We start from the raw sequence: 13,547 nt of genomic DNA on the forward strand, positions 1-13,547 counted from the left end.
CTCAGCTCTTCCTGCGGGAGCCCGAGCGGCGCTCGGACGGGCGGGTGACCGGTTCACCGGCCTCGATCATGGTGTCACGCCGGTCCGCCCCGAATCGAGCGAGTGCGTCCGCGAGTTCCTCGGCCGACGGGGATTCGGCCATCGCGTCGACCCGCAGGCCGTGCTCCTCGGCGGTCTTCCAGGTGGCCGGGCCGATCACCGCGATGATCGTCGACGCGTGCGGCTTGCCGGCGATGCCGACCAGGTTCCGGACCGTCGACGACGAGGTGAACACCACCGCGTCGAACTTGCCGGACTTGATCGCCTCCCGGGTCGGCGCCGGCGGCGGGGCCGCGCGCACCGTCCGGTACGCCGTGACGTCGTCGACCTCCCAGCCCAGATCGGTGAGGCCGGCCACCAGCGTCTCGGTGGCGATGTCGGCGCGCGGCAGGAACACCCGGTTGATCGGGTCCAGCAGCTCGTCGAACGGCGGCCAGTCCTCGACCAGGCCGGCGGCGGACTGCTCACCGGACGGGATCAGGTCCGGCCGGATGCCCCAGGCCGCGATCGCCTCGGCGGTCTTGTCGCCGACCGCGGCGATCTTCAGCCCGGAGAACGCCCGCGCGTCCAGCCCGTACTCGTCGAACTTCTCCCGGACCGCGCGAACCGCGTTCACCGAGGTGAAGGCAACCCACTCGTACCGGCCCTCGACCAGGCCGCGGATCGCTTTGTCCATCTGCTGCGGGTTCCTCGGCGGCTCGACCGAGATGGTCGGCACCTCTTCCGGCATCGCGCCGTACCGGCGGAGCCGGTCCATCAGAGGGCCGGCCTGGTCCTTGGTCCGCGGCACCAGGATCCGCCAGCCGAACAACGGCTTGGTCTCGAACCAGGACAGCGACTCGCGCTGCTCGACCACCGAGCCGACCACGATGACCGCCTCGCCGACGACCTTGGCCGCACGCAGGTCGGCCACGATCGTGCCGAGGGTGCCGATCACGCTCGTCTGCGCGGTCGTCGTCCCGCCGACGGTCGCCGCCACCGGCGTACCGGCGTCGAAACCGGCCTCGATCAGCGCGGTGGTGGTGTCCTTGAGCACCTCGACCGCGTTCAGGAGGACCAGGGTCTGCTTCGGGTGCAGGCGGGTGAAGTCGAGCTTGGCCTCGGCCAGGTCGAGCACCGTGACCTCGCGGTCGCCCTTCATCGTCAGCGGGATCCCCGCGTACGTCGGGACGGCGCTGACCTCGCTGACCCCGGGGATCACGTTGAAGCCGATGCCGGCCTTGCGGCAGGCGGCGGCCTCCTCGGCTCCACTGGAGAAGGTGAACGGGTCGCCGGTGAGCAACCGGACCACGTTCGCCGTGGTCTTCGCGGTCTTCACCACCAGGCGGGCGCGGGCGGCGATCCTCAGCGCCCGGCTGCCCTCGGCGCCGGAGCCGTCGATCACCTCGACGTCCGGCTTGCAGTAGGCCAGGAACGGGTTGTGCTCCGGCCCCTCGACCACGACGGCGTCCGCGTTCGCGAGCACGTCCCGGCCGGCCAGCGTCAGCAGGGCGGGATCACCTGGGCCGACGCCGACGAATGTGACATGGCCGAGCGGCCTGGTCTGTTTGACCGTGCTGGTGGAGGCCGCGATCTTCGCCGGTACCTTCTGGGGCGCCTTGGTGGCCGCTGCTGTCTTCGCGATGCTCACGTCTGCCGTCGCCTTCGCCCTCTTGCTCGTCTTCTTCGCCGTCGTCGTCGTACCCCGTGCCACTGTCATGTCCGCTCCAGCAACTCACTCGCGAGCGCCCGCCCGACTCCCACCGGGTCGTCGGCCGGCCCGTTGGCGGACAGCCGCTGTACGCCGTCGTCCGTGCCGAGCGCTCCCCGGAGCCACAGCTCCAGGCCGTCCTCACCCTCGACCACCTCGGCGAGCGCGCCGACCGGCGCAGTACAGCCCGCCTCGAGCGTGGCCAGCAACTGCCGCTCGGCCGTCACGGCCGCGCGGGTGGCTGAATCCTCCAACGGCGCCAGCGCCGCCAGCACCGTGCTGTCGCCGGCCCGGCACTCGATGCCCAGGGCCCCTTGTCCGGGAGCCGGCAGCACCTGGATCGGATCCAGCGTCTCGGTGACCTCGCCGAGCCGGCCCAACCTGGCCAACCCTGCCCGGGCGAGCACCACCGCGTCCAATTTGCCATCGGCGACCATCGCGATCCGGCTGTCCACGTTGCCGCGGATGCCGGTCAGCTCCAGGCCGAGGCCGAGCGCGTCCAGCTGGGCCACCCGGCGGGGCGAACCGGTGCCCACCAGCGCGCCGGTCGGCAGCTCGCCGAGGGTCAGCCCGTCGCGGGCCACCAGTACGTCGCGCGGGTCCTCGCGGACCGGGATCGCGCCGATCGTCAACCCGTCGACCGGGGCGGTCGGCAGATCCTTGAGCGAGTGCACGGCGATGTCGATCTCGTCGGCCAGCAAGGCATCCCGGAGTGCACTGACGAAGACGCCGGTGCCGCCGATCTGCTCCAGCGGGGCGCGGTTCACGTCGCCGGTGGTGACGATCGGGACCAGCTCGACCTCGTGCCCGAGTCCGCGCAGCGCGTCGGCGACCCACGTGGCCTGAGCTGTGGCCAGGGCGGACCGTCGAGTACCAAGTCTGATCATGCGGACTCACCTCCAGGGGTGGTCTTGGGGGCGGTGACCGCGTCAACGGTCGCGGAGTCCAACGCGAACAGCTCCCGGAGGGCGTCCGCGTACGTCGGCCCGCCCGGGTCGGCGGCCAACTCCTTCACCCGCACGGTCGGGGTGTGCAGCACCTTGTCGACCACGCGACGGATGGTCCGCGCGACCTCCTGCCGCTGGGCGTCGTCGAGACCGGGCAGCTTGCGGTCCAGCCGGGCCAGTTCGGATTCGACCAACTGGGTCGCCATCGCGCGCAACGCGACCACGGTCGGCGCGACGGACGCGGCCCGCCGGGTCGCCTCGAAGGAACCCGACTCCTCGCCGACGATCCGGCGTACGTCCTCGATGTCGTCTTCGCTGCCGCCCGCAGTACCGGCCAGGTCCGCGAGGGTGACCAGGGTGACGCCGGGGATCCGCGCTGCGCCCGGCTCCACATCGCGGGGCAGAGCGACGTCCAGTACGCCGAACGGGCGGCCGTCGGTCGCAGTACGGATCATCGCTTCGGTCAGTACGACGCCGCGTGCGCCCGTGCAGCTGACCACGAGATCCGCTTCGGCCAGCGCCTCGGGGACCTGGGCGAGCTGGATCGCGGTACCGCCGACGCGTTCGGCCAGGGCGACGGCGCGGTCGTAGTTCCGGTTGGCGATGGTGACACTGGCCGCGCCGTCCGCGAGCATCGTCTGCGCGGCGAGCGAGGCCATCGAACCGGCCCCGACGATCAGCGCGCGACGGCCCTGCGAACCACCGACGGCTTCCAGCCCGGCGGAGACCACCGACCGGCCGGCCGAGTCGATCCCCGTCTCGGTGCGAGCCCGCTTCCCGGTCCGCAACGCGTGCTGGAACAGGGCGTTCAGGTCGGTGCCGATCGTCTCCAGGTCCTGGCCGACCCGCAGCGACTCCTTCACCTGGCCGAGGATCTGGCTCTCGCCGACGACCATCGAGTCCAGCCCGACGGCGACCTGGAACAGGTGCGCGACCGCGCCTTCCTCGAAGTGCACGTAGAGGTGCTCGGCCAGGTCGATCAGCGGGACGCCGGTGATGTCGGACAGGATCGCGGTGACCTCGTCCATACCGGCGTGGAACCGGTCGACGGCCGCGTAGACCTCGGTGCGGTTGCAGGTCGCGAGTACGGCGGACTCGGCGACCGCCGGGCTGTGCTGCACCGCGAGAGCCAGCTTGGTCGCGGCGTCCGGGTCCAGCGCGACCCGCTCCAGGACGGAGATGTCCCCGCTCCGATGCGAGATGCCGACGACCAGATAGCTCATGCGCCGACACCTCCGCCGACGCTCGGGAGATCGGGCAGGCCGTTCATGGTGGGTAGCTCGGGCACCGGGGGCAGCGCGGCCTCTCCGGACTTGCGCTGCTCGTGGTACGCCAGGATCTGCAACTCGATCGACAGGTCGACCTTGCGGATGTCGACACCGGCGGGCACCGACAGCACCACCGGCGCGAAGTTCAGGATGCTGGTCACGCCGGCCGTGACGAGACGGTCGCAGACCTCCTGGGCCGGACCGGCGGGCGTGGTGATGACGCCGATCGAGACCCGGTCCGTCTTGACGATGTCTTCCAGCTCGGCGATGTCGCGGACCTCCATGTCGCCGATCTGCTCGCCGACCAGGTCCGGATCGGCGTCCAGCAGCGCCACGATCCGGAAGCCGCGGGTGCCGAAGCCGGAGTAGTTCGCCAGCGCGTGGCCGAGGTTTCCGATCCCGACGATGACGACGGCCCAGTCCTGGGTGACACCGATCTCGCGGGCGATCTGGTAGCGCAGGTACTCGACGTCGTACCCGACGCCACGGGTGCCGTAGGAGCCGAGGTACGACAGGTCCTTGCGGAGTTTGGCGGAATTGACTCCGGCCGCGGTGGCCAGGTCCTCGCTGGAGGCGGTCGCGATCCCGCCGTCCGACAGCGCGGTCAGGGCCCGCAGGTACACCGGCAAGCGCGCGACAGTCGCTTCGGGGATGCCGCGTTCTGTTCTCGTCGGCGCGCTGGGGCGACGGCTGCGGGCAGGCGTCACAACTCTCCTGGATTCGGTGGTTCCTCGCCACCGCCTCACGGCCGGCGACTACCCCACTCTAGGAGCTTGTGAACGTGAGAACAAAATCGAGAAGGTCAGGCGTGACCCATGGCACTAAGTTGTCAAGGCCTTCCTGAGCCTCGTGGCGTCCACTCGCCAGAAGTCGTGCTGGCGGCCGTCGACGAGGGTGACCGGGATCTGCTCGCCGTACTCGGCGAACAACTTGGGGTCCTGGGTGATGTCGATCTCGGTCCAGCCGACGGACAGCTCCGCGCAGACCTGCTCGACGATCACCCGGGCGTCATCGCAGAGATGGCAGCCGGGCTTGCCGTACAGGGTGACGCGCGGCTCGCTCATCGGTCCGCCTCCCGGAGCCGGCCCTTCGCGACCTTCCCGGTGACCGAGTGCGGCAGGTGGTCGACCACCTCGATCTCCACCGGGCACTTGAACCGGGCCAGCCTGGTCTCGGCGTACTCCCTGACCTCGTGCACATCCACGGACGCCCCGGTCGCCGGTACAAGGAACGCCTTCACCGCCTCGCCGGTCTCCTCGGACGGTACGCCGATCACGGCCGCCTCGCGGACTCCGGGCGCGCCGACCAGGACCTCCTCGACCTCGACCGGGAAGACGTTGAACCCGCTGACGATGATCAGCTCGCGCAACCGGTCGACCAGGAACAGGTCGCCGTCGGCATCCAGGTACCCGACGTCGCCGGTGCGGTACCAGCCCTGCTCGTCCGGCCCGTCCACGCCCTCCGGCCAGTACCCCGAGAACAGGTTATTGCCGCGGATCAGGATCTCGCCGGGATCGTCGCCCTCGACGTCCTCGCCCTGTTCGTCGGCGATCCGCAGCTCGACGTTCGGCAGCGGACGGCCGACCGAGCCCGGTTTCGGGTTCTCCTCGCCGAGCGTCGTGGTGACACCAGGCGAGGCCTCGGTCAGCCCGTAGCCCTGGTGCACGAACAACCCGGTGGCCTGCTCGAACCGGTCGGCCAGCGAGCGGTCGAGGGTGGACGCCCCGGTCAGGACCACCTTGACCGTGCCGAGGGTCTCCTTGAGGTCGGGCCGGGCGAGCAACGCGTGCAGCGCCGGCGGAGCCAGCGGCAGCCGGGTCACTCCGTACTGGCTGATCAGGCCGAGGGTGTGGACCGAGTCGAACCGCTGGTCGATGACGAGGGTGGCGCCGGTGGCGATGGTCCAGCCGAGGACCGCGTTCAGGCCGAAGGCGTGGAACATCGGCAGCACACCGAGGACGACGTCGTCGGGGCCCATCCGGTCCTCGCCGAGCTCGGAGAGGTTCCGCACGTTGGCGGCGAGGGCGCGGTGAGTGAGCATCGCGGCGCGCGGGTCGCCGCTGGTGCCGGACGTGTAGAGCAGGACGGCGAGCGTTTCGGGGTCGGTCAGCGGCGACAGCGGCGCCGTACCGGTCAGCTCGCCGGCCCGGACCACCCGGATGCCTTCGACCTTGGCCGCGAGATCGCCGTCCGCGACCGCGATCCGGGCGCCGGAATGGGCGACCACGTGCCCGATCTCGGACTTCGTCAGCCCCGTGTTCAGCGGTACGGCGACGAGGCCGGCGCGGAGCGCACCGAGGTACGACGTGACGAACTCCAGGCTGTTCGCCAGCAGCAGGATCACCCGGTACCCCGGCACCAGGCCGGCCGCCAGATACCCCTGCGCGGCCTGCTCGACCGCCGCGTCCAGCTCGGCCCAGGTCAGCCGCCGGTCGCCGTCCAGCACCGCCGGACCTTCGCCGAGACGTTCCGCGGTGCCACGAAGAATGTCCGCGAAGTTGAAGTTCACCAGGCGAGTCTGCCACGTAACCGGTAGGGTCTCGCCCTGACTGGGGGTTCTACGCGCTGGAACTGTTGCAGCGCAGCGTGACGAGGTCTATACAGGGGAACTCGTGCGTGACGTGGACGACTTGCCGAGGCTGGAACAGGTGGGGAACAACTTTCGGACTGGACGGCAGCCGACGCGCCTGCTGCTGTTGACAGCCGGTGCTTCAGGCGTAACGCTCGGTGCTGTCTCAGCCGCCGTGGCCATCCGTGGATGTGTCCGTCGGGGATGTGTCAGTGGACGTGTCAGTCGAAACGGGGAGAAATCTTGACGACGCCGGAGCCGAGCCCGGACGGGATGAGACGTGCAGAACTCGTCGATCGCGCCCAGGCTGGAGACGTCGGTGCTTTCGGTGAGCTGTACGACGAGTACTCGCTCACCGTCTATCGGTACATCTACGCCAGGGTGTCGTCCTCGGCGCTCGCGGAGGACCTGACCAGCGAGACGTTCGTCCGGGCGCTCCGCGCGCTGGACTCGTTCCGCTGGCAGGGCCGGGACTTCGGGGCCTGGCTGGTGACGATCGCGCGGAACCTGATCACCGACCACTACAAGTCCGGCCGGGTCCGGCTCGAGGTGGTCACCGACGAGATCGAGACCCACGACCGGCAGACCGAAGGGCCGGAGATCGACGTGCTGGCCGCCGCCACCGCCGAAGTACTGCGGGAGGCGGTCGCGGCGCTGCCCGAGGAGCAGCGGGACTGCCTGACCATGCGGTTCTTCGCCGGCCTGTCGATCGCGGAAACCGCCAAGGCGCTGGAGAAGTCAGAAGGCGCCGTCAAACAGCTTCAGCTGAGGGCCGTCCGGCACTTGGCGAAGGTTATCCCCAAGGACTTGAGGTGAGGAGGATGACAACGAATGTACTTCGTAACCCGTCAGGGATATTCCTCGTTTGCCTGGTGAGGACCTGTCGGTGACCCCGACTGGCCATTGAGGAGAACGAGTATCCATGAGTGACCTAACCAGGGCTCGAGCGCGCGCGGAGTCATTCGCGCACGCCGTCGATCACGGGCCCCGTCACTCTTCGCGACTGAGCGACGATCCTGAGTTGCTGGAAGCTGTGGAACTGGTCGGGCGGCTGAGGACCGCCGGAGCAGTGGCACCGCGACCGGAGTTCTCTGCCGAGCTGAGGCACCGCCTCCTCGAGCAGGCAGCGGCCCGTGCCGCGACGACTCCGACCGTGGTGCGCAGCACGCCGAGCAGCGAGGAGGAGTCGCCTCCGCGCGAGGACGACGCGTCCGTGACACAGATCCGCCCCCGTCACGGCCGGCGCATCAGGCTGGTGGCCAGCACGGCCGCCTTGGTCCTGCTCGGAGGTGGCATCGGTTCCGCTGCCGCCGCCCAGCAGGCGATGCCCGGCGACACGCTGTACGGGATGAAGCGAAGCATCGAGAACGTCTCGACCAACGTGAGCGTCGGCGACGACTCACGCGGCCGGCGCGATCTCGAGCATGCCATGAACCGTCTGTCCGAAGTCCGCGCGCTGGTCGGCAACGGTGGCGACGTGGCCACCATCGACAGCACACTCGACGATTTCTCGGTCCAGGCCCGCAAGGGCGTGTCCCGGCTCGTCGCGTCGTACCAGCAGGACGGTGACACCACCTCGATCACGGCGATCACGGAGTTCATCACCAGCGCCCGCCAGGCCATAGGTGAGCTGGCTCCGCAGTTGCCGCCCGAGTCGCTGAAGTCCGCTGTCGAGGCGCTGGCGACGATCGAGCAGCTTGCCCAGCACACCAGTGTCGCCTGCCCCAAGTGCGACCAGCCGAAGCCGGCGAAGAATTCGGGGCAGCCGAGCGTGGACAGGCCCGGCACCCAGGTGACCGAGCCGAAGGATCCGTCGAACCCGGTTCCGTCCGCGGACCCGACCACCGGTGGTGGGCCGACCGTGATCCCCAGCCAGGCGCCGAACACGACCGCGGTGGAAGAGAAGAACACCGCCAAGCCGACGACGCCGCTAGCCACCCCACCGGGCACCAAGCCGTCGAGCACACCGACGTCGACACCGTCGGGCCCGCTCCCGACCCTGCCGACCGCCGGTACGCCGAGCTGGCCGTGGCCGTTCCCGACGACCCCGATCATCTCCCTACCAACCCTCAACATCCCTGGGGTCCTCGAGACCCTGCTCCCACCCTGGAAGTAGCAGTACTGACAGACAGAGAGGACCCCGGCCGACATCTCGTCGACCGGGGTCCTCTCTGTTGGTGGCTAGAAGAAGACGCTGCGGCGTTGCATGAGGAGGGCGTAGAGGGTCTGCTGGATGGTTTCACGGACCTGGTCGGTGACGTTGAAGACCAGCATCGGATCGTCGGCGGCGCCCTCGGGGAAGTCGTCGGTGCGGATCGGCTCGCCGAACTCGATCAGCCACTTGGACGGCAGCGGGATCAGGCCGAGCGGGCCCAGCAGCGGGAAGAACGGCGTGATCGGGATGTACGGGACGCCGAGCAGGCGGGCCAGCGACGCGATGTTGCCGACCAGCGGGTAGATCTCCTCGGCGCCGACGATCGAACAGGGGACGATCGGTACGCCGGTCCGCATGGCGGCGCTGACGAATCCGCCCCGGCCGAACCGCTGCAGCTTGTACCGCTCGCTGAACGGCTTGCCGATCCCCTTGAACCCCTCGGGCCAGACGCCGACCAGGTTGCCCCGGCTGAGCAGCCGTTCCGCGTCGTCGTTGCTCGCCATCGTCGCGCCGCCCTTCCGCGCCAGCTCCCCCACGAACGGGGTCTGGAACACCAGGTCCGCGGCGAGGGTCCGGAGCGGCCGGTGCGCGTGGTCCGCGATGATCAGCTGGGTGACGAGTCCGTCCAGCGGCATCGTGCCGGAGTGGTTCGCCACGATCAGCGCGCCGCCGGTGTCGGGGATGTTCTCGACGCCACGGACCTCGACCCGGAACCACTTCTCCGCCAGCGGACGCAGTACCGACAGCAGCACCTGGTCGGTCAGCTCGGCGTCGTAGCCGAACTCGTCGACTTCATACTCCCCGGTCAGCCGCCGGCGCAGGAACGCGAGCCACTCGGCGACCTTGCGCTCCCCCTCGGCCCCGAAGGTATCCCGCACCAGCCGCTCGAACCCGGCGAAGTCCATCCCACCCGGTACGGCGTCCGCACCCACCTCGTCGACCCCAGCGGTCGGCACGGCCTCCTCTTTCACCGGACCCGGGTTGTCGGCGGCCTTACGGGAGCTTTTCTTCCGTGGGGTGCCGGCTAGGGCACGAGCCGCGGCGGAAGGCGTTGTCCGGCGGCCGGTGCCGCGACCCGGGCGGCCGCCGGAGCCGATCGGGATCACGTCCGCGTCAGCCACGCAACGCTCCCTTGAGCAACCGGGCTGTCGCGGTCACCGCACCCGTCCCGAGCTTGGCGCGGAAGTCGTCGAACGCCTGCGCGGTCGTGTACGCCGGTTCGAAGCCGAACTCCGTCCGCATCCGAGCGGTGTCAACGGCCCGTCCATAGGTCAGGAACGTGATCTGATCAGGCGAGAAGTCGGCCAGCCGGGCCCGCCGTACGACGACCGCGGTGCTCGCCGCCGTGAACGAGGGCAGCCGCAGAGCCGGACGCCCGAGCCGCCGGATCGCCTGGGACAGCATCAGAATCCCGTCACCGGCCAAGTTGAACGTCCCGGGCCGGTCCTGGACTGTCGCGTGGTGGATCGCCTCGACCCCGTCGGACTCGTGCAGGAACTGCAGCCGCGCGTCGAACCCGAAGACGGTGGGGATCACCGGCATCGCGAAGTACCGGGTGATCGGGGAGTCGGTCTGCGGGCCGATCCAGTTGGCCATCCGCAGAGTGGTCACGCAGACGTCGGGGCGGCGCCGGGCGAACCCGCGCACGTATCCCTCGACCTCGACCGCGTCCTTGCTCAACCCGGTCTGATGGATCGCCCGGGGCGCCATCTCCTCGGTGAACATCGCCGGATCGCGCGGACCCGCGCCGTACACGGTGGTGGACGACTTCACCACCAGCTTGCTCACGCCGGGCGCCTTCTGGCACGCGGCGAGCAGCTGCATGGTGCCGATGACGTTGATCTCCTTCATCGACGACCGGCCGCCGGCGCTTCCAGGGGTCGCCACAACGCCCGTGTGGACGACTGTGTCGACGCCCTCACCGGCGATGACCTTCGCGATCACGGGATTGCGGATATCGGCCCGGACGAACCGGACCCGGCCGAGCTCGGCCCGGGGCGGAACCACGTCGATACCGATCACGGTGTCGATGGACGGATCCGCGGCCAGTCGCCGGGCACACCGAGCACCGGCGTCCCGGGAGACGCCGGTCACCATCACTACGTGCGCCACGAGTGACCCCCAGCCTCGACAGCCGAGCGGCGGGACCTGCTTACTTGCCGAGCTTGCGGCGCTGCACCCGCGTCTTCTTCAGCAGCTTGCGGTGCTTCTTCTTCGCCATCCGCTTACGGCGCTTCTTGATAACCGAACCCACAGTGGACCATCCAAACTTAAAGAGAGCGTCGGTAGAGCCTACCCGTAAGGATGCTTACCCACCTATTTGAGGTCCTATCGCCTGGTATGCACGTGGGTCATCCGGGCCCAGATGATCAGGCCAAGTGCTCCCAGGTCAGCAGCGTGAGCTCGCGGCCTTTGTCCGTCGCGGGTTTGGGCGGTTGATCGGTGAGCAGATAACCCGACCGCCGCGCGACCGACGAACTCGCCTCGTTGTCCGGCTCGATCTCCAGAATCACCCGAGGCAGCCCGACGACCTCGTGGGCATAGGTGGTCAGCAGGACCAGCGCCCGTACGGCGAGGCCCTGACCGCGGTGCGCCGGTCCGATGGAGTACCCGAGCGCGGTGGTCTTCTCACCCAGCAGCACCTCGCCGAGCGGCCGCTCCCCGTCGGTCGTGATCGCGAGCTGGATCCGCCCGTTGTCGGACCGCGCGACGTCGTAGTACGCCTCGGCGGCCGCGAGATCGAACGGCGTCCGCAGCGGCGTCCAGTACGCCACCTCCGGGTTGTCGAACAGTTCGACCATCGCCGCCAGATCACCCCGCTCCCACTCCCGCAGCACCAGCCCGTCCCCCACCAGCCGCACCCCCGGCCCGCCATACCTGTTCGTCATGCTGCCCAGTCTCCAGTACTACGGCCCGCATGCGCAGGCGGTTTCGTCAGCGGGCGAGGTACGCCGCGACGGGTCCCAGGGTGAGCAGTCCGCTGCCGGCGCCGGCCAGTTCGTCCTTGGCGGGGGCGAGTTCGCGCTGTGCCATTTCAAGTATCGACTGGTTGCCCAGAGCAACGGCTGCCTGCGCGGCCAGGCACCACCTTGCTTCCAACAACAGATCGCGCGGCGGGTCCGGGATCCGCTCCAACGCCTTCGCCGCGTCATCACGGCGCTCCTCGGCCAACAACACGAACGGCCGCACCCACGGTTCGTAGGGCCCGAAGTCGTCGTCATTCACCGCCGCCCCTTGCCGCAACCGCACCGACAGTAACGCCAACGGGAGCAGGCCGTGTTCAAGCCCAGGCATCCCGGCCCCGCGCAACAGCGAGGCCGCTGAGCGGTAGGCCGCCTCAATCTCCGCGGCCGGCGCATCACCCGCCGCCAACCGCAGCGCGCGGTACCAGGTGGTGAATACGCCGACCAGCGGCAGTTCGTGCCGATCGGCCAGGTGATCGGCGGCCACGGCATGATGATCGGCGGTGGCGAAGTCGGCGAGCGCGCTGCGCGCCTGCAAGCGGATCAGGTGCCCCAACACCTCGAAAGTGGTCAGCCCGTGCCGCGTGGACAGCTCGATCAGATCGGTGCCGATCTGGTCCCGCTGCAGTGCCAGACCGGCGCGGTGGAAGGTCTGCATGAACACGCCGTTCAGCACGAACGCCCGCAACCCCGGATCGTCCAGCCCTCGCGAGATCTCCTCCGCCTCCCGCGCCGCCGCCGGTCCACGCGCCGCCCGCGTCCCCCGCGACTCCACCGCAATCGTCGCCAACAACCGCACCCGAGCCACCTCCCGACCAAGCGGCGGGAGGGCCGCCAGCGCGCGCTCGGCCGCGGCGACGATCTGAGCTGCCTGGTTCTCGTCGTCTGAGCGGGTCCAGATCGCCGGGACGTCGTAGGCGCCGATCACTCGTGCGGTCAGGTCGGCATCCCCGAGTTCCTCGGCCGCGGTGATCGCGGCGAGGCGGTGCTGCCGGGCCGCTTCGAGTCCGCCGCCACCGGTGACCGCGAGCCCACGCAGCAACCCGACCGTCGACTCCAACCTCACCCGGGCGCCCATCCCCACGGTCCGGTCGTACGCCGCGACGGCCTCTGTCCACACCTGACCGGCCGGGTCCAAGTGGTTCGCCTGGTTGAGGATGTCCTGCTCCAACCGGCGAAGGGCAGGACCGGGATCGACCCCGAGCTGCTCGACCAAGAGGCCGCGGGCGCGGCGTAGTACGGCCAGGGCATCACCTTGGCGGCCGGCGCGGCACAGCGCGAGCGCCAGCAACCGCCACGCCTCCTCGCGCCACGGGTGCTCGATCACGTGGGCATCCAGCTCGGCGACCACCTCAGCCGCGCGGCCGAGGGACAACCGCGCATCGGCTCGGCTCTCGATCGCTTGCAGGCGGAGTTCCGCGAGCCGGGAGCGTTCCGCATGCGCCCAGCCCTCGTCGGCGTACTCCGCATAGGCCGGGCCACGCCACCAGGTCAGCGCCTCGTCGAGCCTGTCCTGCGCCTCGGCCGGAGCAACCTTGGCGGCAACGTTGACCGCCCGCTCGAACCGCCAGGCATCCACATCCTCCGGCCCCGCCCGCAACGCATAACCCGGCCCCTCGGTCACCAGCAAGCGCGCTGGAGCCCGGGGCGCCCGCTCCGGCTCGATCGCCCGCCGCAGCGACGCGACAAACGTCCGTACTGCGCTCAGTGCACCCGCCGGCGGGTCTATCCACAGCTCGTCGACCAGCAACTCCACCGGTACGACGCGCCCGCGGGCGACGATCAACCGGGCGAGCACCGCACGATGCCGCGGCCCCTTCAACCCGACCGGATCACCGTTGTTGTCCCAGGCAACCACCGGGCCGAGCACCCCGAAACTCGACCGCTCGCCCATGGCGCCAACGGTAACGCTCATC

At 69.8% G+C, this 13,547-nt stretch carries 13 protein-coding genes; 2 read left to right on the forward strand and 11 right to left on the reverse strand.

What is annotated here, in order from left to right:
• Window position 1: 1 nt before the first annotated feature.
• The 6 genes from EV643_RS32320 to EV643_RS32345 form a co-directional block, all read right to left on the reverse strand.
• Window positions 2–1,738, reverse strand: a complete 1,737-nt coding sequence (locus EV643_RS32320) for a bifunctional uroporphyrinogen-III C-methyltransferase/uroporphyrinogen-III synthase (protein WP_133803978.1) — start codon at window positions 1,736–1,738, stop codon at window positions 2–4.
• Complete coding sequence (gene hemC / locus EV643_RS32325; protein WP_133803979.1) at window positions 1,735–2,616, reverse strand: hydroxymethylbilane synthase; 882 nt, start codon at window positions 2,614–2,616, stop codon at window positions 1,735–1,737. The genes EV643_RS32320 and hemC overlap by 4 nt, the downstream gene beginning before the upstream one ends.
• Complete coding sequence (locus EV643_RS32330; RefSeq protein WP_133803980.1) at window positions 2,613–3,899, reverse strand: glutamyl-tRNA reductase; 1,287 nt, start codon at window positions 3,897–3,899, stop codon at window positions 2,613–2,615. The genes hemC and EV643_RS32330 overlap by 4 nt, the downstream gene beginning before the upstream one ends.
• Window positions 3,896–4,651, reverse strand: coding sequence for a redox-sensing transcriptional repressor Rex (locus EV643_RS32335; RefSeq protein ID WP_133803981.1), 756 nt, complete (start codon window positions 4,649–4,651; stop codon window positions 3,896–3,898). The genes EV643_RS32330 and EV643_RS32335 overlap by 4 nt, the downstream gene beginning before the upstream one ends.
• Window positions 4,652–4,765: 114 nt before the next feature.
• A complete protein-coding gene (locus EV643_RS32340) occupies window positions 4,766–5,008 on the reverse strand; it encodes a glutaredoxin family protein (RefSeq protein WP_133803982.1) in 243 nt (80 codons plus the stop codon).
• Window positions 5,005–6,453: a class I adenylate-forming enzyme family protein gene (locus EV643_RS32345; RefSeq protein ID WP_133803983.1), complete on the reverse strand. Its 1,449-nt coding sequence runs from the start codon at window positions 6,451–6,453 to the stop codon at window positions 5,005–5,007. The genes EV643_RS32340 and EV643_RS32345 overlap by 4 nt, the downstream gene beginning before the upstream one ends.
• A 333-nt stretch (window positions 6,454–6,786) precedes the next feature.
• Here EV643_RS32345 and EV643_RS32350 point away from each other — a divergent pair, with 333 nt between their 5' ends.
• Both EV643_RS32350 and EV643_RS32355 read left to right on the forward strand, forming a co-directional pair.
• The gene (locus EV643_RS32350) at window positions 6,787–7,329 is read left to right on the forward strand and encodes a sigma-70 family RNA polymerase sigma factor (RefSeq protein ID WP_133803984.1); all 543 of its coding nucleotides are present in this window, start codon (window positions 6,787–6,789) and stop codon (window positions 7,327–7,329) included.
• A 205-nt stretch (window positions 7,330–7,534) separates the two neighbouring features.
• Window positions 7,535–8,629 carry a DUF5667 domain-containing protein gene (locus tag EV643_RS32355; protein ID WP_238165943.1) on the forward strand — a complete coding sequence of 365 codons (1,095 nt, stop codon included), beginning with the start codon at window positions 7,535–7,537 and terminating at the stop codon, window positions 8,627–8,629.
• A 65-nt stretch (window positions 8,630–8,694) separates the two neighbouring features.
• On the opposite strand, the gene EV643_RS32360 is transcribed toward EV643_RS32355, so the two are convergent.
• The 5 genes from EV643_RS32360 to EV643_RS46560 all read right to left on the reverse strand — a co-directional run bounded on the left by EV643_RS32360 (window position 8,695) and on the right by EV643_RS46560 (window position 13,546).
• The gene (locus EV643_RS32360; protein WP_133803986.1) at window positions 8,695–9,789 is read right to left on the reverse strand and encodes a lysophospholipid acyltransferase family protein; all 1,095 of its coding nucleotides are present in this window, start codon (window positions 9,787–9,789) and stop codon (window positions 8,695–8,697) included.
• Window positions 9,782–10,780 carry an NAD-dependent epimerase/dehydratase family protein gene (locus EV643_RS32365; RefSeq protein ID WP_238165944.1) on the reverse strand — a complete coding sequence of 333 codons (999 nt, stop codon included), beginning with the start codon at window positions 10,778–10,780 and terminating at the stop codon, window positions 9,782–9,784. Before EV643_RS32365 ends, EV643_RS32360 begins: the two co-directional genes overlap by 8 nt.
• Before the next feature lie 40 nt (window positions 10,781–10,820).
• Entirely contained in the window at window positions 10,821–10,922 is a 102-nt protein-coding gene (locus EV643_RS32370; protein WP_008356322.1) for a 30S ribosomal protein bS22, read from the reverse strand.
• Window positions 10,923–11,037: 115 nt separating this feature from the next.
• Window positions 11,038–11,556, reverse strand: a complete 519-nt coding sequence (locus EV643_RS32375) for a GNAT family N-acetyltransferase (protein WP_133803987.1) — start codon at window positions 11,554–11,556, stop codon at window positions 11,038–11,040.
• A 46-nt stretch (window positions 11,557–11,602) separates the two neighbouring features.
• On the reverse strand, window positions 11,603–13,546 hold the full coding sequence (locus tag EV643_RS46560) for an ATP-binding protein (RefSeq protein ID WP_255513063.1): 1,944 nt from the start codon (window positions 13,544–13,546) through the stop codon (window positions 11,603–11,605).
• Window position 13,547: the final 1 nt, after the last annotated feature.

It is taken from the genome of Kribbella caucasensis (assembly GCF_004361855.1).
In the GTDB taxonomy this organism is placed as follows: domain Bacteria; phylum Actinomycetota; class Actinomycetes; order Propionibacteriales; family Kribbellaceae; genus Kribbella; species Kribbella caucasensis.